The 17,230-nt window shown below is 36.2% G+C and carries 18 protein-coding genes; 6 read left to right on the plus strand and 12 right to left on the minus strand.

Translation table 11 applies throughout. The features are described from left to right. Nucleotides 1-399 precede the first annotated feature (399 nt). Complete coding sequence (locus H0173_RS12490; RefSeq protein WP_260631164.1) at nt 400-1,470, minus strand: acyl-CoA dehydrogenase family protein; 1,071 nt, start codon at nt 1,468-1,470, stop codon at nt 400-402. Between the two features lie 60 nt (nt 1,471-1,530). Continuing rightward, on the minus strand, nt 1,531-2,055 hold the full coding sequence (locus H0173_RS12495) for a DUF4242 domain-containing protein (RefSeq protein WP_221846875.1): 525 nt from the start codon (nt 2,053-2,055) through the stop codon (nt 1,531-1,533). Between the two features lie 148 nt (nt 2,056-2,203). Here H0173_RS12495 and H0173_RS12500 point away from each other — a divergent pair, with 148 nt between their 5' ends. Further along, entirely contained in the window at nt 2,204-2,653 is a 450-nt protein-coding gene (locus H0173_RS12500; RefSeq protein WP_221846877.1) for a winged helix-turn-helix transcriptional regulator, read from the plus strand. A 20-nt stretch (nt 2,654-2,673) separates the two neighbouring features. Here H0173_RS12500 and H0173_RS12505 read toward each other — a convergent pair whose 3' ends face one another. The 3 genes from H0173_RS12505 to H0173_RS12515 are packed head-to-tail and all read right to left on the minus strand — an operon-like array spanning nt 2,674 to nt 5,228. After that, nucleotides 2,674-3,438, minus strand: coding sequence for an ABC transporter permease (locus H0173_RS12505; protein WP_221846878.1), 765 nt, complete (start codon nt 3,436-3,438; stop codon nt 2,674-2,676). 5 nt (nt 3,439-3,443) lie between these two features. Beyond that, nucleotides 3,444-4,412 (minus strand): ABC transporter substrate-binding protein, encoded by a 969-nt coding sequence (locus H0173_RS12510; RefSeq protein ID WP_221846879.1) that lies wholly within the window; start codon nt 4,410-4,412, stop codon nt 3,444-3,446. Nucleotides 4,413-4,442: 30 nt separating this feature from the next. Further along, entirely contained in the window at nt 4,443-5,228 is a 786-nt protein-coding gene (locus H0173_RS12515) for an ABC transporter ATP-binding protein (RefSeq protein WP_221846880.1), read from the minus strand. Nucleotides 5,229-5,559: 331 nt separating this feature from the next. On the opposite strand from H0173_RS12515, the gene H0173_RS12520 reads away from it, so the two are divergent. The 3 genes from H0173_RS12520 (at nt 5,560) to H0173_RS12530 (ending at nt 8,917) form a co-directional block, all read left to right on the plus strand. Further along, nucleotides 5,560-6,447, plus strand: coding sequence for a permease (locus H0173_RS12520; protein WP_221846881.1), 888 nt, complete (start codon nt 5,560-5,562; stop codon nt 6,445-6,447). A gap of 16 nt (nt 6,448-6,463) precedes the next feature. Then, nucleotides 6,464-7,306: a TIGR03943 family putative permease subunit gene (locus H0173_RS12525; RefSeq protein ID WP_221846882.1), complete on the plus strand. Its 843-nt coding sequence runs from the start codon at nt 6,464-6,466 to the stop codon at nt 7,304-7,306. A gap of 258 nt (nt 7,307-7,564) precedes the next feature. Next, nucleotides 7,565-8,917: an Nramp family divalent metal transporter gene (locus H0173_RS12530; protein ID WP_221846883.1), complete on the plus strand. Its 1,353-nt coding sequence runs from the start codon at nt 7,565-7,567 to the stop codon at nt 8,915-8,917. 63 nt (nt 8,918-8,980) lie between these two features. On the opposite strand, the gene H0173_RS12535 is transcribed toward H0173_RS12530, so the two are convergent. Beyond that, nucleotides 8,981-9,571, minus strand: coding sequence for a VanZ family protein (locus H0173_RS12535; RefSeq protein ID WP_221846884.1), 591 nt, complete (start codon nt 9,569-9,571; stop codon nt 8,981-8,983). A 315-nt stretch (nt 9,572-9,886) separates the two neighbouring features. On the opposite strand from H0173_RS12535, the gene H0173_RS12540 reads away from it, so the two are divergent. Continuing rightward, on the plus strand, nt 9,887-10,267 hold the full coding sequence (locus H0173_RS12540) for a hypothetical protein (protein ID WP_221846885.1): 381 nt from the start codon (nt 9,887-9,889) through the stop codon (nt 10,265-10,267). A gap of 39 nt (nt 10,268-10,306) precedes the next feature. Here H0173_RS12540 and H0173_RS12545 read toward each other — a convergent pair whose 3' ends face one another. From H0173_RS12545 to H0173_RS12555, 3 genes are all read right to left on the minus strand, one after another. Then, nucleotides 10,307-10,462 (minus strand): hypothetical protein, encoded by a 156-nt coding sequence (locus H0173_RS12545; protein WP_221846887.1) that lies wholly within the window; start codon nt 10,460-10,462, stop codon nt 10,307-10,309. Between the two features lie 92 nt (nt 10,463-10,554). Then, a complete protein-coding gene (allD, locus tag H0173_RS12550) occupies nt 10,555-11,604 on the minus strand; it encodes an ureidoglycolate dehydrogenase (protein WP_221846890.1) in 1,050 nt (349 codons plus the stop codon). A 150-nt stretch (nt 11,605-11,754) separates the two neighbouring features. Beyond that, on the minus strand, nt 11,755-12,714 hold the full coding sequence (locus tag H0173_RS12555; RefSeq protein WP_221846891.1) for a D-2-hydroxyacid dehydrogenase: 960 nt from the start codon (nt 12,712-12,714) through the stop codon (nt 11,755-11,757). A gap of 151 nt (nt 12,715-12,865) precedes the next feature. Here H0173_RS12555 and H0173_RS12560 point away from each other — a divergent pair, with 151 nt between their 5' ends. After that, nucleotides 12,866-13,345 (plus strand): DinB family protein, encoded by a 480-nt coding sequence (locus tag H0173_RS12560; protein ID WP_221846892.1) that lies wholly within the window; start codon nt 12,866-12,868, stop codon nt 13,343-13,345. 117 nt (nt 13,346-13,462) lie between these two features. Here H0173_RS12560 and H0173_RS12565 read toward each other — a convergent pair whose 3' ends face one another. The 3 genes from H0173_RS12565 to H0173_RS12575 all read right to left on the minus strand — a co-directional run bounded on the left by H0173_RS12565 (nt 13,463) and on the right by H0173_RS12575 (nt 16,403). Then, nucleotides 13,463-14,548, minus strand: coding sequence for a metallophosphoesterase (locus H0173_RS12565; protein ID WP_221846893.1), 1,086 nt, complete (start codon nt 14,546-14,548; stop codon nt 13,463-13,465). 83 nt (nt 14,549-14,631) lie between these two features. Further along, nucleotides 14,632-15,609, minus strand: a complete 978-nt coding sequence (locus H0173_RS12570) for a quinone oxidoreductase family protein (protein WP_221846895.1) — start codon at nt 15,607-15,609, stop codon at nt 14,632-14,634. Between the two features lie 2 nt (nt 15,610-15,611). After that, nucleotides 15,612-16,403, minus strand: coding sequence for a class I SAM-dependent DNA methyltransferase (locus H0173_RS12575; RefSeq protein WP_221846897.1), 792 nt, complete (start codon nt 16,401-16,403; stop codon nt 15,612-15,614). Nucleotides 16,404-17,230 lie beyond the last annotated feature (827 nt).

The raw sequence follows: 17,230 nt of genomic DNA on the forward strand, positions 1-17,230 counted from the left end.
CGTTTTTTGTTCGTTCAGTTTTCAAAGAACTAATGTTGCTGACAAGATAATACTATATCATCTCATCTTCAAAATGTCAATTACTTTTTTAAAATATTTTTTTGCCGTATCAACGACAGAAACTAATTATAAGAAATGCATTAACATTTGTCAATCGTGTTTTTGATATAAAATCATAACAACTGCTCTCATCTATTAGTGAGAGTTTTTATGATACTATCAAATTAAAATAGTGTCAATAACTATATTAGAATTGTTTCGTTTGAAAATATTATCCAACAAAACTTGTAATTATATTATAAAAAACTGCTAATAGAGCAGTTTTTTATGTTTCTATCCCTTTTACTTCATTATTCGAATAAGATTACTTGGTTTTATAGTATAAAAAAATTGGTTTTCTTATTTACTATTAAAATTAGCGTTCAAATGAAGCATCTTCTTTAAATGCTTAACAGTTGGAGTTAAATTAGCAAAAAAGTATGCTTCTCTTAGTCTTCTTGCTGAATCGCTGTTTTTCAAGTAACCGGCTCCGCCTTGGTGAAGCATAGAACCATGTACTGCTTGTAGTGTTAAATTAACAGACTCTAACCTTAACGCAATTAATTGCTGCCATTTTTGCATAAGAGAATCGCTTTTTGCAAATTGGACTGTTTTTTCATAAATATTCTTCATACTTAATTCCAATTCATCTGGTTGTATTTCTAAAAATTGATTACAGCCGCCTTGTTTATTGCAAACCTTTCGAATGGACATTATGGACGCCTCTGTTACTCCAAGCCCTATAGGAATCTGATAAATTACAAAGGCTGGTCGAATAAGCGGAATAAATTCATCCGCTTGTTCAGCAATGATCCACTTCTTCGGTATTTTCACTTCATTAAATGCACATGAATAAGTTGCACTCCCGTTTACTCCCATGTATTCACGCTTTTCTTTTAATGTTAATCCTTCAGAACCACATTGAACAATCGCCATTATTCTCTGATGCTCATTAACTTCTGCGACAATGCCAAACCAATGTGCTTTCCCTAAGTTTGAAACAGCAGGCAGATTTCCTGAAACTCTATAGCCATCCTTATCTTTCACAGCTTTTAAATGTAGTGTTTCAAGACCTGCATAATATTTCATCGGATTTGACAACCCTGTACCACCTAGTAACTTTCCATTTTCTAACAAAGGCAAAAGTTCGTTTTTTAAATATGAGTTTTCACTTTTGCGAATATAGGTTAAGGATGCTAAATGACACCATAAATTAAAGGATGTTGTCATACACACCTTTGCAGTTTCCTTTACTAAATGAATTTCTCTTAAAAACATTTCTTCGTCCGTTGAATGCCTTGTGCTTAACAACCCCTCCCTGCCGATGGACTTCAGAAACTCTTCTGGATAGTAGGCTTCAGAGTCAATCTTTCTTACTAACGGCTTTAGAAGTGTCTGCACCATATTTTCAAAGTTCCATTGATCCGTCATTGCGAACATCTCCTCTTTACTTAGAAAACCTCCTATTAGGAGGTTTTCCCTTACTTTTTATTATGAAAGTTCAGTTATTGTATCAATTGGAGCTTTAACTGCTTCACGAGCTTTTTTCACAGTTCCTTCATTCGGAGCATCGTAGAAGCACAGACATTTCGTCATATCTTCACATACATACGTTCTTGAGAAAGAGACTTCCGGCACTTCTGCATAGTGTACAGAATTCTTGGTCTTTCTTTCTAAGTATTGGTCCATTGTTAAACTTTCTGGCAGATTCCACTCTACCAAATAATTAACCTTTTCCTGCTGTTCCTTCACCTTTGCTAAATCCTGCCCAACAAGACGAACAGGCTTAATAAGCGCAACTGGGATACCCAATTCTCTTAAACTATCAGTTATTGAATTGCGATCTTCACTTTCAAAAATAAAAAATGCTCTAGTAAACTCTTTTGAAACCTGAACTTCAATCAAATGAACATTTTTTTCACTTACTGTTTCTTGAACCTCGGAAACTTTTGATTCAAAAGCATTCTTGGTACTTACTGCTCCATTTAAAATCGATTCAACAAGATATAGCGACATGATATTTTCCTCCTTAAGAAATGTAATAAAAAGATTAATAATTATCTGTAAATCATTTTATGATACTAAGTTATAAAAAACAACCTACTATATATACATAATATGTTATTATTTTAATAATCAACGAAAGTTACGGAGGCCCTTTTTAATGAAAGAAAAGAAATATGATTTGCCTTGCAACATCGCACAAACCCTTAATATTATTGGAGACAAGTGGACATTACTAGTTGTTCATGAAATATTTACTGGCAATACGACATTTAATCAAATTAAAAATTCACTCGAAAGCATCTCTTCAAATCTATTGTCTGATCGCCTAAAGCTACTAGAAAGAAACGGACTTATTACTACTAAGCTTTACTCTGAACATCCACCAAGATATGAGTACACATTAACGAAAAGCGGCCAAGATTTAGAAGGAGTTTTTAATGCACTCATTCTCTGGGGCAGAGAAAACTTGGAAGAATGTTACAAGAAAATAATCCATACACCTTGTCAGCATGAAATTAAGTTGGTCTACTATTGTCCGCATTGTAAAGAAAATGTAGAGGACATTGATATAGTAGAGCTTGAAAATAAGGTTTCATCTATTGATTAAAGTCATCAGGGCAAATCATTCTAATGGTTTGCCCTCCCCCATTGTTTGTTTACCCAGTTCTCAAACAAGCCAATTGCCTTATCGAGCAGTAGCCCGCTGACTCCAATAAATATTATCCCTGCCAATACCAAATCTAATCTCATTGAATTTCTGGCATCGACAATTAAGTAGCCCAATCCAGATTGTGCACCCACCATTTCACCTGCTACAAGAAATATCCAAGCCGTTCCTAAAGCAATATGCAGCCCGTTTGCGATAAACGGAAAGGCAGCCGGAAGAATAATCTTAACAAGTAAATGGATTTTCTTAATTTCAAAATTCTGCGCTATTTTTAAATAGGTCAGATCGATTTTCTTTACAGCAGAAACGGTTGATAATAAAACAGGAAAAAATGCCGCTATGAAAATAATAACTATCGCAGGAATGTCTCCAATTCCGAACCACAACACGATAAACGGTGACCATGCAATAGGAGATACCGGCCTTAATACCTGCACAATCGGATCCAGGATGTTCCACAAAGCAAGAGCCCTTCCAAATATTAATCCTAAAATGACAGCGGTGATGACCGCAGATAAATAACCAATCATAAATCTTATTAGACTTACCTGAAGATGAACAAACAATGATCCGTCCTTAATCATTGAAACAATCCCTTGCCAAACTTTAAGCGGGGACGGCAAAAGAGCTCCATCATAATTCCCAGCAACAATGATTATTTGCCACACAGCAACAAGAATGATAAATCCCAATAAGACATTAATAAGTTTTTTTGTGCTTTCCATTTAAATCACTTCGCCTTATCGTATAATGAATTATCTACAAATTCCTCATAGGAAGGCGGGTTTTTTGATAGCCCCATCTCTATTAAACTCTTTGTTAATTCATCGTAGCTGCTTTTATTCACTCTTAAATTATCATAAGAAATCCACTTAAATGAAAGATCCATAACATTTTTATCAACCTTCATATATTTAGAAGAAGCAGTCAGTGTATGATCATCTTTTTTCTCAGCTACCTTTCCTGCTTTTACATATTCATTTACAAATTCTTGAGCTACATTATTGTCCTTTTGGATAAATTCATTTCTTAAGACGAGGGCACAATCAATTGAATCCTTCCAAATATCTGTGTCTTGATAGAGCACCTTTCCCTTTTTGATAGCCACTGACGCAGCGCCAAACGGCTCAGCTACTACATATCCTGAGATCCGTCCTTCCGATAGGGCTGCTGGCATTTCAGCAGGAGGAAGTTCAACAACGTTCACATCTTCATATTTCATTCCGGCTTTTTTAAGCATTTGATAAAGCAAAATATTATGAGTAGAGAACTTATGTGGAATGGCGAAGTTCTTTCCCTTCAAATCCGCAACGTTGTTAATATCATTTGCTGTCACTAAAACATTTCCATCTCTATGACCTAAAGCTACTGCCTTTAAATCAATTCCTTGCTCTTTTGCCTTCATTGCAAGAGTCACAAGAACCGATGCGCCATCGATCCGCCCCGAATTGAGCGCATCCATTAACTCAGGCCATGAGCCAAATTTCACGAGCTCCAGTTTAAAATTTTTAAACGTTTCTTGTTCACTTTCTAAAAATAAAGGAACAGCATGGGTAATCGGTAAATATCCAATCTTTACAACTCGCTTTTCTCTGCTTTCTGATTTTCCGGCTGAAGATTCTTTAGAACCACAGGCTGCCAAGCCCACCGTCAAAATAGAAATGATTAATAAGGATAAAAGCTTTTTATAACTCTTCATCGTATCCCTCCTCTTTCTCTAAAAAAATAATTAAATATTAAATTCAATTGAAGCCGCAGGACGGTTAAAGTGAAATTGTTCAAATATCGCCCTTCGGTATTGCTGAAAGTCTCCATGGCTCCGGTCTCTTGGCTTGGATAGCGTGATACCCAAATCCTTATTGATCTCCCCTGGATTAGCCTTCATCATTAATACTCTGTCTGATAAATAAATGGCTTCATCAATGTCATGAGTGACGAGAATAATCGTTGTTTTCTCCTGTTCTTGAATTCGCAATAGTTCATCCTGTAAATAATAACGGTTAAACGTATCTAAGGCAGCAAAAGGCTCATCCATTAATATTAATTCCGGCTGAAGAGCTAAAGCTCTAGCTATCGCTACTCTTTGCTGCATTCCTCCCGAAAGCTCATGGGGAAATAGATTTCCTTTATCCTCTAAACCTACTAGTTGCAAATAGTGATAAGCTCGATCTCGTCGCTCTTTCGTGTTTATCTTTGCTCCTTCAAGACCTAGCTCTACATTTTTCAAAACGGATCTCCATGGCAATAGTCCATAATTTTGAAACAGCATAATGCACTTTCGATTTGGCAGGGTCACAGGATTTCCATCAATGATGACGTTGCCTTTATCCGCTTTTTCAAATCCTCCAATAACATTAAGCAGCGTGCTCTTTCCACATCCGCTTTGCCCTAAAAGAGAAACTACTTCTCCTCTTTTGATTTCAAAGCTCACATTGTTTAAAACATGTACTGTTTGATCCTTATTCCTAAATGTTTTAGATACATTTTCTACCTGAATAAAAACGGATTCTGCCAAGCAATCTATCCCCCTTAAGAAACCAAAAGATTTTAATTCATTTAATTCCTATAAAAATACTATGTTTAATAGTTGTAAGTTATTTTATTATACTTTGTTCAAATTGACAACTTAATTTTTTGAAAAGATAAAAAATGTTACAAAATCGTCTTCAGTTATTCATTTATTAGAAAAATAATTATAGTTTCATAATGATGATTAGAAATTTTTAGTTTATTCATCTAAATTCAGTAGACCCTTCCTGTTCCATTGACCCAAATAAATCCATGATGTTTCATTTTTTATTATGTTATAATACAAAAATAAATTTTTAAGTTAGCGGGGATCATTTATGTTTTCACAATCATTTCTACAGATGAACACAATTTTTATTAGTATATTAATAGAAGCGATCCCCTTTGTTTTAATTGGGGTATTAGTATCGGGTATTATTCAAATCTTTTTAACGGAGGAAATGATTAAGAAGCTGTTGCCGAAAAATCGTTTTCTTTCTATTCTGTTTGCCATCCTTTTAGGTGCCTTATTTCCGGCATGTGAATGTGGAATAGTACCGATCGTCAGAAGACTTATATTAAAAGGGGTTCCCTTGCATGCAGCGATCGTTTTTATGTTAACAGCTCCAATCATTAATCCTATTGTGTTGTTTTCGACTTATATCGCGTTCGGAAATCAATGGAATATGATGCTTTTGCGTGGAGGAGTAGCAGCGTTAGTAGCTATGCTTATAGGAACCATTATCTCTTATCAATTTAAAGGGGATCAGCTGATAGAAAAAGCAAAAGCCCATTCCCACCATCATCATCATTCTTCATCAAAAAACAGCTTATCAAGCAAACTAGCTTCTGTTTTTCGCCATGCCATTGAAGAGTTTTTCTCTGTTGGGAAATACTTAATTTTCGGGGCATTTATTGCTGCGGCTATGCAAACTTTCATTAAGACTTCTGCATTGTTAGAAATCGGTCATTCAAAAGCTAGTTCATCACTTGTTATGATGGCACTTTCATTCCTATTATCATTATGTTCACAGGCAGATGCCTTCATAGCCTCCTCCTTCCAAAGCACTTTCTCAAAGGGTTCATTAATTGCCTTTCTCGTATTTGGAGCGATGCTTGATGTGAAGAACACATTAATGATGCTAAGTGTGTTTAAAAAACGCTTTGTCTTCTATGTCATTGGATATATTATCATTTTTGTCTTTTTATCTTCCCTATATATTTAGGAAAGGAGGAATTTGGATGTTCCGCGCCTATGTATTACTATTTTTCACTTATTTCTTTTTTCATTTAAAGGTATCTGGGAATATTACAAAATATATAAATATGAAATATGCTTTTCTTTCTGACATTACAATTTATCTATTGGCCTTTCTAACCATTGTTCAATTCTATCTGGTGGCCACTGAAGGAAAGAAAGCTCATATTGATTGCGATTGTGATCATGACCATGTTCATGAAAATGATCTGCCTTTTTATAAAAGATGGGGGATTTATGCTATATTTTTGTTCCCATTGATAACCGGATTTTTCCTGCCGATTGCAACTCTTGACTCTAATATTGTTAAAGCAAAAGGTTTTTCTTTCAAAGCGATTGATACGACAGATGAATATGCTCAGATCCAATATTTAAGACCGGATTCGAGTGTCTACTATGGCACTGATGGATATGAAGAACTAATGCAGAAAGAATTAAAACAGTATATATCTAAGAAAAGCATTGTAATGAATGATAAAAATTATTTAAAGGGTATGGAGACTATTTATAATTATCCAGGAGATTTTTTAGGGAAAGATATTTCGTTTGATGGATTTGCCTTTAAAGGTGAATCCGAAAATAGCCGGCAATTATTCGTTCTGCGGTTCGGTGTCATTCATTGTGTAGCTGACTCCGGTGTATTTGGGATGTTAGTTGAATTCCCTGGTGATGTAAATCTTAAAGACGATGATTGGATCCATGTTGAAGGTACATTATCTTCTATGTACTACCAGCCTTTTAAATCCACCATTCCTGTCTTAAAAATAAAGAATTGGAAAACTATCCATGCGCCTGATGATCCTTATGTATATAGGGGAATAAATTAACTTTCACCTGCAAAGATCATCCATTAATGAAAAAAGTGACACAAGTAAAAAGGAAAATGCTTACAATGAATCCAGTTAATCATGCATGATTAACTGGATTTTTCTCAAAATAATATTAGTGTTTTTTGAAATATTTTTTGTTATAATTCAATATATTTTAATATTTCTCCTTACTTTCTAATATAAATTTTTTTACTTATTTTTTTGCCCTAAGGAAACTTACTTTCCTAAAGGCAAGCTACTTTCGAGGTGTTTAACATGGAGAAGAAAAGTGACGTTAAGACAAAGGCTTGGTTAAAAGAGAGTTCGAGTATTAGCCTTGAAGAAGTAAACAGCTCCATACGAATTCCTGAAAATGCCGGTTTTTGGCGGAAGTTTCTTGCCTTTGCAGGACCAGGATCACTTGTTGCTGTTGGATATGTTGATCCAGGGAACTGGGCTACTTCTATTGCTGGAGGAGCCCGCTTTGGTTATACATTATTATTCGTTATATTAATTGCTAATTTAATGGCTATGCTGCTGCAAGGACTTTCAGCAAAACTCGGTATCGTTACTGGCCGTGACTTAGCTCAAGCTACTCGAGATGCAACAGGAAAAAAAACAGCCTTTTTCCTATGGATATTAACGGAGCTAGCGATCATAGCCACGGATCTTGCAGAAGTAATTGGCTCAGCCATTGCTTTGAATTTGCTATTTAATATCCCTTTATTATTAGGCATACTCATTACAACTTTGGACGTTTTTCTATTATTGCTTTTACAGAAAAAAGGGTTTCGAATTATTGAATCCATTGTCATTGTCCTCATGACGACGATATTTATCGTGTTTGTCTTTGAGGTAATCGCATCTAAACCTGAGGTATCAGCACTATTTAGTGGCTTCGTCCCAACAGCTGAGATTGCTGTTAATCCAGATATGCTTTTCATTTCGTTAGGAATTCTGGGTGCAACGGTTATGCCGCATAACTTATATTTGCACTCCTCTATTGTTCAAACTAGACAGTTCAAACGTGATCGAAACGGAAAAAAAGAAGCTTTAAAGTTTTCTATGCTGGATTCCACTTTCTCTCTGTCTATGGCTTTTCTAATTAACTCTGCCATTTTAATTCTTGGAGCTTCTGCTTTTTATGGAACGGGTCTAGATGTCTCAGAGATTGAAGCTGCTTATCATTTACTAAGTCCTACATTAGGAATTGGAATTGCTAGTACATTATTTGCAGTTGCTCTTCTTGCTTCCGGGCAAAATTCAACCATTACAGGAACGTTAACAGGCCAAATCGTTATGGAAGGCTTCATAAACATGCGAATCTCACCTTGGCTTCGCCGTATTGTTACTCGCTTATTGGCCGTTATTCCTGCATTTATAGTGACTTGGATTGCAGGGTCAAAAGGAACGGGGAATTTATTACTTTGGAGCCAGGTCATTCTTAGTCTCCAACTGCCTTTTGCCGTAATACCATTAGTGTTATTCACAAGCAGCAAAAGTAAAATGGGCGAGTTCGCCAATCCACTTTGGATAAAAACTCTTGCCTGGTTGATCACAGGTGTTATTGTTATCCTGAACGTTTTCTTAGTCGGATACATCTTCATCACTGGCCATGATTTAGGGTAAACCACCACAAAAGCCATATGATTGTTCATCACGTGAACAGCATATGGCTTTTTAATATCAGTCCTAATATTTCATCATTATAACTCTGCGAAAAAACGGAAGAAGCATGTACCCTAGACAAACGCCTACTGTATTAAGCAGCAAGTCATCAATATCCAAACTACCTCTTTTTGTTAAAAATTGAAGCACCTCTATTAAGCTAATGGAACAAATGGTAATCATTAGAAGATGGTTTATTGATGCTACGTTTTTAATAAACCCGTAATATACTCCGAAAGGAATAAATAGACCAATATTGGCACCTAAATTGTAAAAAGCAATAAGAAAGTCAGCATTCCCAGATAAATAAAGTTGAATGGTCTCAAACGGCATCAAGTTTACCGCACCATAACTAGCTCCATTTGGCCTGAAAAATAATAAAACTAAAAGTCCTATAGAATAGATGAGCATAAAAACATGCAGACTTCGTTTTCTAATTGGGATTTTGACACCGTTCAACAAACAAATAATAAATAAAACGATTATAAAAACGAGCAGCCAAACGACACCCATTACAATAGGATGTAAGTAAGAGGTTAATTGCATCCAGACTGGAAATAGACTAAAAAATATTATTTGTGATATCAAAAAACTCCAAAGCATACTTTTCCTCATACTTCCCCCTAAAGAGACATATATTTTAATAAAACAATTTTACAAAGAAATAAATAATACTTTCCTAAAATATGAATTGTCAGCGATATTCTAAACAATTAAGAGATAACTTAATGTTTGCGAACGTGCAGAGATTAGTATAAATTACTCCCTACTGTATTTTCCTTTATCTAGTAGACGATTTGTAACAGAAAAGGTTTCGTACCATAAGAACATGACACTGGAAAGATAACACTTCATGATTTTGCATAAGAAGTTTTCCTTATAAAACACTAACGATAAGTTAAAACTCCAATGATGAAAGGGAAACAGATAATGAAGGAAAAAATTATTGATATGGTTGATGAAAATGCAAAGTTGCAATTGGAAGAAGCAATAAGGGGTATGACATTTACTAAAAACTTCCGGTCCCCCTCTGCTGAAGAATGGTATATATTTATCCCTGGCTTTAAAGACCCTGTTACGGGCGGTGCGCCGGGAAAGGCTATTATTCATTATAACCTTTATGATACAAAACAAATTTTTATTAATACGACAATCATTTGGGATGATCCTGCTTTACAGAAAGGTGAAGCCTACCAGCTTGTCTACGCCATATCAGATGAAATTGTCAATCGACTAGTGGGCTACGCCGACACCCTACTATCCGTCCATTCTGGAGAAAACTCCTATAATGCTGAATATAAAGAAAACTAAGGTGCAAAAATGAAAACACCGTCAAAGACGGTGTTTTCACTAGCTAGGGTCGTTTTCATCCAGCGATACGGTTACAACCTTCGTATACTCGCCTCTCGCTACTTCCTCTGGTGTTGCTTCTTTATTTAACTCATCTTCTGTGTCGATTCCTTCAGCCATAATCGGCTCATCATTTCGATATTTCCGGTTCTTCATGAATAAACCTCCGCATTAAGAATGGTATATGATTATCATTCCGCGTAAAACGAGATCCCATTCAATAACCAAAAGATCGGAAACAGCATTAATTATTTTGCAAACGGATCCTTATTATCGTATTGATTATGATGAATTATATCTGAAATCAAGTATTCATATATCTCATCTACAATTTCAATTCCATCCTCTTCACTTTCTCTTTCCTTGATTGTACTAATCTCTCCTGGATAGTAGACTTGATCAAATCCAGGAGCGGGCTTAATTTGTTTCAGATCAGCCATAGTTTGAGCAATATTTTCTGTAAATCTATCTATGCTTGTAAAGAATTCTGGATTGATGACAATATGGAGCTGCCCTAAATTACGCCCTTCAGTTAGATCATGATACATAGAAGAAACATTTTTTCCAAAAGGAAGACCTAAAAGGACGCCAGAAAGAATATCAACCATCATCATTAAGCCATATCCTTTTGGTCCTGCTATTGGCAAGAGGGCATTTACACTAAACGGATCTGTAGTTGGATTGCCGTCTTTATCGACTGCCCAACCTTCTTCAATCGGCTCATTTTTCGAGCGTGCATGCAGAACCTTGCCCCAAGCTTGAACGGTTGTTGCCATATCAAAAATGATGTTTTCCCCATTCTTTCCCGGAGCTGCGAACGCAATAGGATTTGTTCCATAATAAGGTTCTGCCCCGCCATACGGTACGACCATCGGATCAGATTGGCAAACGGAAATGCCAATTAAATTCTCTTTTGCTGCCATTTCAACAAAGTATGACAGTGCCCCACTATGCCCCATTCTCTTTACACCAACAACAGCAATACCCGTTTCTTTTGCCATTTGGATCGCTTCGTCCATTGCCAGCTTAGCAGCCACGTGACCAGCGCCATTGTCTCCATCAAATATACCAGAGCATGGCCCGGTTTTTTCAAATGTAAAGGACGGGCTCGTATTAGTCCCCCCTTTTGAAATTCTTTCAGCATAATATTCTACACGCATAGCACCATGTGAATGTACTCCTCGTGCATCCGCATGAACAAGCACATCCGCAACACCAGCAGCATGCTCATTAGTTAAACCCGCAGAGTAAAGTTTTGTTGTAATTAAATCTCTTAGCTTTTGTTTAGTTACCTTCATAATTGCACCTACCTTTTAAATTTAAAAGATTCTCATAAAATTGGATTTATCAAAATATATTCTGTCCTTTCGACATAATCTCCTTTTTTTCGCAAAATATAGTATAAATCATAAAAAAAGGAACATTTCTCAATGCTCCTTTTACTTGCTTTAATATCCGCGCTTTCGATTTACTAATCCTTTTAAAGGCTGTTCTTTTATGAATCGATCTAAGTTCTCTGCAAAAAAACGGCAAACACCGTTTACAGTGCTTGGGCCAGATAAATGAGAAGTAACATAAACATTCGGCATTGACCAGAAGGCATGATCTTTCGTCAACGGTTCCTTCTCAAACACATCGAGTACCGCAGCACGCAAATGACCTGATTTCATTACAGTGACTAAATCCTCTTCATTTATTAATGCTCCTCGACCTACGTTAATGAGACACGCATCCGTCTTCATAGTTAGAAGAAGTTCTTTATTCATAACATGATAAGTAGCATCAGTTAAAGGAAGGGTAAGCACTAAGTAATCAAGGTCCTTTACAAATTCACCCCACTGATCAGGTGCGAAGTGGCAATCTGTCAAATAAGCTGGTTTACCGCTAAAGCTTAATCCGTGTATCTTCATATCAAAGGCACGAGCTTTACGCACAATTTCCTGTCCAATGGATCCAAGACCGGCAACTCCTACAGTCTTACCAGAAAGAGATTCTGCGATGAAAGGATCCCAAGATTGTTCTAACTGCGCTTTAGTCATGCGAGGGACATCCTTCACAATTTGCAATAAATAGGTAAATACATATTCAGATATATAAGTTCCAAACTGGTCAACAATTCGTGTTAACTGGATACTTTCCGGTATCGTTTGGTCAGCAACTAAATCATCAACCCCTGCTCCCATAGACTGAAACCAGCTGACATTTGAAGCAATCGGCTGATTGAGGATATGTGTCGGAAACTTCCATCCTAAAATAACATTAGTATCGGACAAATAAGTTTCTGCTTCTTCAACGGTTGTCGCCTCTTTTACAAATGTATACCCAAAGTTACGTATAGTATCAGCATAAGCCTTCGCTTCAGACCTATTTGGATGGAACACGAGAATATTAGGTTGGTATGTACTCATTAAATCTCTCTCCCTTTCTCCATATTATTAGGAAATTAAATCCTTCCATTTATTATTTATTTTACATGACTACTTTCAAAAAAATATGATTTATTTTGCAGGAAACCAAATATCCTTATCGAATCTGTTTAACAAATAAGGGGGCTAAATTATGAAAAAACGACATGAGGTATTATTCAAGCAATTAGAAAGTTATCGTAATGGAGTTCTGGGTTCTGTTAAGGATGTTACAGAAGAGGAAGCCGAGATTATTCCAAAAGGCTTCAACAATAATATCCGATGGAACCTTGGACATATTTTTCTTGATCAATACTTATGGATCCAGGCTATTACAAAAGAAAAAACTCCAGTACCCGATCACTACAACACATGGTTTGGATTCGGCACATCACCTGCTAATTTCACTGCCGAAACCCCTTCATTAGAGGAACTTAGGGATGCGCTTAAAAATCAGCCATCGCAAATAAAAGAGGCTTACGGACAGCAATTAGAAGTCGAATATCATCCAACTGAAATGGGTATGCAAACAATTGAACAAGTATTAATTCGGACTATTTTTCATGAAGGAATGCATTTACAAACGATTTTAGATATTAAAAAGCTTATAAAAAGCGATGCAGAAAAATCATAAATTATAAATAATAAGAATAAAGCGGTGATCTTCTGCTTTATTCTTGCTTGATGAATTTTCTTAAGAAGTACATCCAGATGATGGATAAATCGAAGTGGACTTAATACGTTTCATATATTAGAGGACTTCTCTAGGCAGCCATCCTACTGACCCATCCTGCTTTTTAACTAACAGATAACCTGTTTGCTCATCGTCAAGAACCTTTACGATTTCCCCTTGGTTAACAGATAGAAACGTGGTGCTTAAATCCATTTTACAATATACGCCTTTATCATTTTCAACTAAATATTCATTCTTCACCCACTGTTCATACCCTAGTTTTTTATTATGACAAAGTGTGAAATCTGGCTCCTTACGAACTACACTCATTTCATAATTGGGGTAAGTAACCGTGCCCACTCGCTTTGTTTGATCTAAATAATCTTTTTGTACTTTTATTTCTTCGTTTAGCTCATCAACGAATTCAAACGAGAATTGGTCATTCTCGTAAATGAGTGCATTCAGCTGTCCGTCCCTTTTAATCTGATTTCCGCCATCAATAGCAATAATATTTTTCTCCAAATCAATCATTGGATTATTAGAGCTTTCCGTATTATATCTATAATTTACAGAGGGCCAATGTCCAACAATAACTGGTTTCTTAGCTTCATGCCCTCTATCCATAAAGGAATCTAAAGATAAAGCTGTGTTTTCCTCAGTATTTTCCCAATCCGGCCGATCCTCTATTCCTGCATGGATCATGATGAATTCCTCGGTCTCTATAGCTACAGGCATGGATTCAATCCAATGGAGTTCTTCTTGAAAATGACTCTTATAAAATTGAGCAAGCTGTTGAACGGTTTGAAAGTCTTCGATCGTTTTTTCCTTCTCTTTCAGCATTTCGTTTAAAATCGAATTCTGTTGAACCTTCATATAATTGAAGATCCTTTCATCACCCTTAAAAACATACTGGTATAGAACATCGCAGTTTCCTTTCGTTACGAAAACATTTGAAGATTGCTCTGTCATCTTTTTCACATAACGAACAGTCTCTAAGCTGTTTAGTCCTTTCTCACAAAGATCTCCAATAATAAAGAGATAGTCATCCGGCCGGTAATGAATCTTTTCTAATAGTCTTTTAAATACAGATAAATTTGCGTGAATATCTGAAACCATAACAACCCTGCGGTTCCGATCTAGGTTTAGTTTATGAATGTTTAACATTTGAATCTCCTCTAGCTGATGGGTTTAGTAGTGAGTAAACGTTTGTATCATATGAATCCCATTTGTTTATCAGGATCCGAGCTTTATATTACATCCAATAAAATTTTTCCCGTACTTTGTCTACTTTCAATAAGCTTGTGTGCCATTACCGCTTCTTCCAACGGAAAACGATGGCCAATTTCGAACTTAAGTTTTCCCTCGCTAATGTACTGAAGAACTTGTTTCGCTGTTTTCTGCAACGATTCAGGCTTATGCTTTCTCGTCGTTCCTAAGCTAAATCCGAGAACTGACCTGCAGCTTGCATGCAAATCACTTGTTTTGAAAGCACCTGATTTTTCGCTTGAATTTCCAAACTGAACTAACCGGCCAAATGGCGCTAAGCAAAGTAGGCTTTGCTCTGTAATCGAGCCAGCAACTGAATCTAATACAATATTAACACCCTTCCCCTTCGTCAGCTCATTTACCCTGTCAGCAAAGTTATTATTGAGATAACTGATAACGTAATCCGCTCCTGCTTCACTAGCAATTGCAGCCTTCCTTGCATCTCCAACAGTTCCAATCACAATGCCTGCACCCAAGAGCTTTGCCATTTGTATAGCTGTCGTTCCAACCCCTCCAGCTGCTGAATGAACGAGAACTGTCTCCCCTTCTTCTATTCTAGTAATATCGTGAAGCATCTTATAAGAGAGAAAAGAGACAATAGGACAAGCAGCTGCGGTATCAAAATCAATAGAATCTGGAATTGCATATGTGAGTATCTCCTCAGCGGCTACATATTCCGCATATGACCCTTTAGGTGGAAATGCAATGACCCGTTGTCCAACTTTCAGATTTAGTACCTCAGCCCCTATTTCCACAATAACACCAGCCGCATCTAATCCTGGAACGAAAGGGGAATTCCAGCTCCCTTTATTCCCATACCTAGCCTTGATATCTGCATAATTTACACTCGTTTTCGCCACTTGAATTAATACTTGGGTAGGTGTAATACGAGGAATCTCTAAATCTACGTATTTCATAACATCCGGATTTCCAAATTCGGTTACAACAATAGCTTTCAAACTTATTCCTCCTTATCCGCAGTATTAATTTGGCAAATATAAATCATCTGTACACTTTGAGCTGTTAATTCATTCTTATCCCAATCTCCATAGACTTGCAAAATCTTAAATCCATAGGAATGTAAGAGCCTTTTCATTTCAAGGGGAAATGTAAATCGAAGTGAAATACCATCCTGCTCTATTGCAATTAATTCCTCTTTACGATAAATATGACGTTTGGTCATACAATGTTGCATTTGAGTTAAAGAGTCGTATTCTTCAGAGTGGTATTCAATGACTCGATCACCTTTTTTATCTATATATTTCTGTTCATACTTATCAACTACTGCCAGTTCATGCAGTAAAGGATTTCTTGTGTCAAAAATGAACAGGCCTCTATTATTTAGATGATGTCTTACGGCTTGAAAAAGCGCATCCTGCTGTTCATTTGTTAAAAAATGCTGAAAGGAATTCCCCGTCATGTATATGAATGAACTCTTAGTTGGGAGGCTCAAAGTTGTGCAATCTCGAAGATGGAATTCTATGGGTAAATCTTCATTTTCTGCTTTTTCCTTTGCAAGGCTTAACATTCCTTCATGGATGTCAACCCCTATCATCTTAAACCCTTGTTTCGCCATCGGTATTGTTACCCGCCCTGTTCCACAAGCTAACTCGATAATAGGCTGTTGTTGTCCATATTGTTGAGCCCATTCTACTATCACATTAAAATCCTTTGTATAGTCTTTATGTAAATGATCATACATCTCAGGATCAGCATATTTTTCTAAGTTATTGGTTGCTTTGGTTTGATTCAATATTCTCTGCATCTCCTTTTTATTTAAGTTATGCTTTGAAGAAGTATATGGGGTAGTCATCGAGATATTCCGGGAGTCATCGATATATCTTGGAAGGCGCCGCTATATCTTGGAAGGCGCTGATATATCTTGGAAGTCGCCGATATATTCTGGAAGTTGCTGATATATCTTGGAAGGCGCTGATATATCCTGAAAGTCGCCGATATTTCTTGAAAGTCGCCGATATATCCTGGAAGGCGCTGATATATCCTGGAAGGCGCTGATATATCCATTAAATCAATAACAAATCTATAAATATACTCAAAAAATCTATACAAATGTACTAGAAATCCCTCTTAATGTTTGAAACACACATTAAGATTGATTATTTCACTTATAAGTATATATCAAATATTCAAAAAGTTATATGATACTCAATTACGAAATCAAAACCTCATATAATTTTTGATTGACCACTTCCATTCAATCAAGGTATACTTAATTTGTATAAAAATGTAAACTCAAAGGAGTTTGTTTTATGAGTGTGAATGTTCTTAACTAAACCGTAATTTTATACGGCCTTGATGAAAGCAAAAAACCGGATAGTTATCCGGTTTATTAAGTATGGGCTTTTACAAGGATTGTTAAGAACACGCATCATAGCATAGAAGATTGGTCAACCAGCTATGGCATGTTTTGTCATAGCTTTTTTGTGTGCAGAAAAGGAGTATTTCTCCTTCTTTACTGTGTACAAATTTAGGGTGCCAATACATGTTTACATTTCTTCTAGCCGTCATGAGCGAATTGTTCATGGCGGTTTTTTTGTTTTATAAAAAGGAGGATATAAA

Origin of the sequence: Bacillus sp. S/N-304-OC-R1 (assembly GCF_019749375.1) — a bacterium.
GTDB lineage: Bacteria > Bacillota > Bacilli > Bacillales > Cytobacillaceae > Cytobacillus.

Coding starts and splice junctions, on each gene's coding strand:
- H0173_RS12490 (WP_260631164.1), bottom strand. CDS start 1,470: ATGACGGATCAATGGAACTTTGAAAATATGGTGCAGACACTTCTAAAG.
- H0173_RS12495 (WP_221846875.1), bottom strand. CDS start 2,055: ATGTCGCTATATCTTGTTGAATCGATTTTAAATGGAGCAGTAAGTACC.
- H0173_RS12500 (WP_221846877.1), top strand. CDS start 2,204: ATGAAAGAAAAGAAATATGATTTGCCTTGCAACATCGCACAAACCCTT.
- H0173_RS12505 (WP_221846878.1), bottom strand. CDS start 3,438: ATGGAAAGCACAAAAAAACTTATTAATGTCTTATTGGGATTTATCATT.
- H0173_RS12510 (WP_221846879.1), bottom strand. CDS start 4,412: ATGAAGAGTTATAAAAAGCTTTTATCCTTATTAATCATTTCTATTTTG.
- H0173_RS12520 (WP_221846881.1), top strand. CDS start 5,560: ATGTTTTCACAATCATTTCTACAGATGAACACAATTTTTATTAGTATA.
- H0173_RS12525 (WP_221846882.1), top strand. CDS start 6,464: ATGTTCCGCGCCTATGTATTACTATTTTTCACTTATTTCTTTTTTCAT.
- H0173_RS12530 (WP_221846883.1), top strand. CDS start 7,565: ATGGAGAAGAAAAGTGACGTTAAGACAAAGGCTTGGTTAAAAGAGAGT.
- H0173_RS12535 (WP_221846884.1), bottom strand. CDS start 9,571: ATGAGGAAAAGTATGCTTTGGAGTTTTTTGATATCACAAATAATATTT.
- H0173_RS12540 (WP_221846885.1), top strand. CDS start 9,887: ATGAAGGAAAAAATTATTGATATGGTTGATGAAAATGCAAAGTTGCAA.
- H0173_RS12545 (WP_221846887.1), bottom strand. CDS start 10,462: ATGAAGAACCGGAAATATCGAAATGATGAGCCGATTATGGCTGAAGGA.
- allD (WP_221846890.1), bottom strand. CDS start 11,604: ATGAAGGTAACTAAACAAAAGCTAAGAGATTTAATTACAACAAAACTT.
- H0173_RS12555 (WP_221846891.1), bottom strand. CDS start 12,714: ATGAGTACATACCAACCTAATATTCTCGTGTTCCATCCAAATAGGTCT.
- H0173_RS12560 (WP_221846892.1), top strand. CDS start 12,866: ATGAAAAAACGACATGAGGTATTATTCAAGCAATTAGAAAGTTATCGT.
- H0173_RS12565 (WP_221846893.1), bottom strand. CDS start 14,548: ATGTTAAACATTCATAAACTAAACCTAGATCGGAACCGCAGGGTTGTT.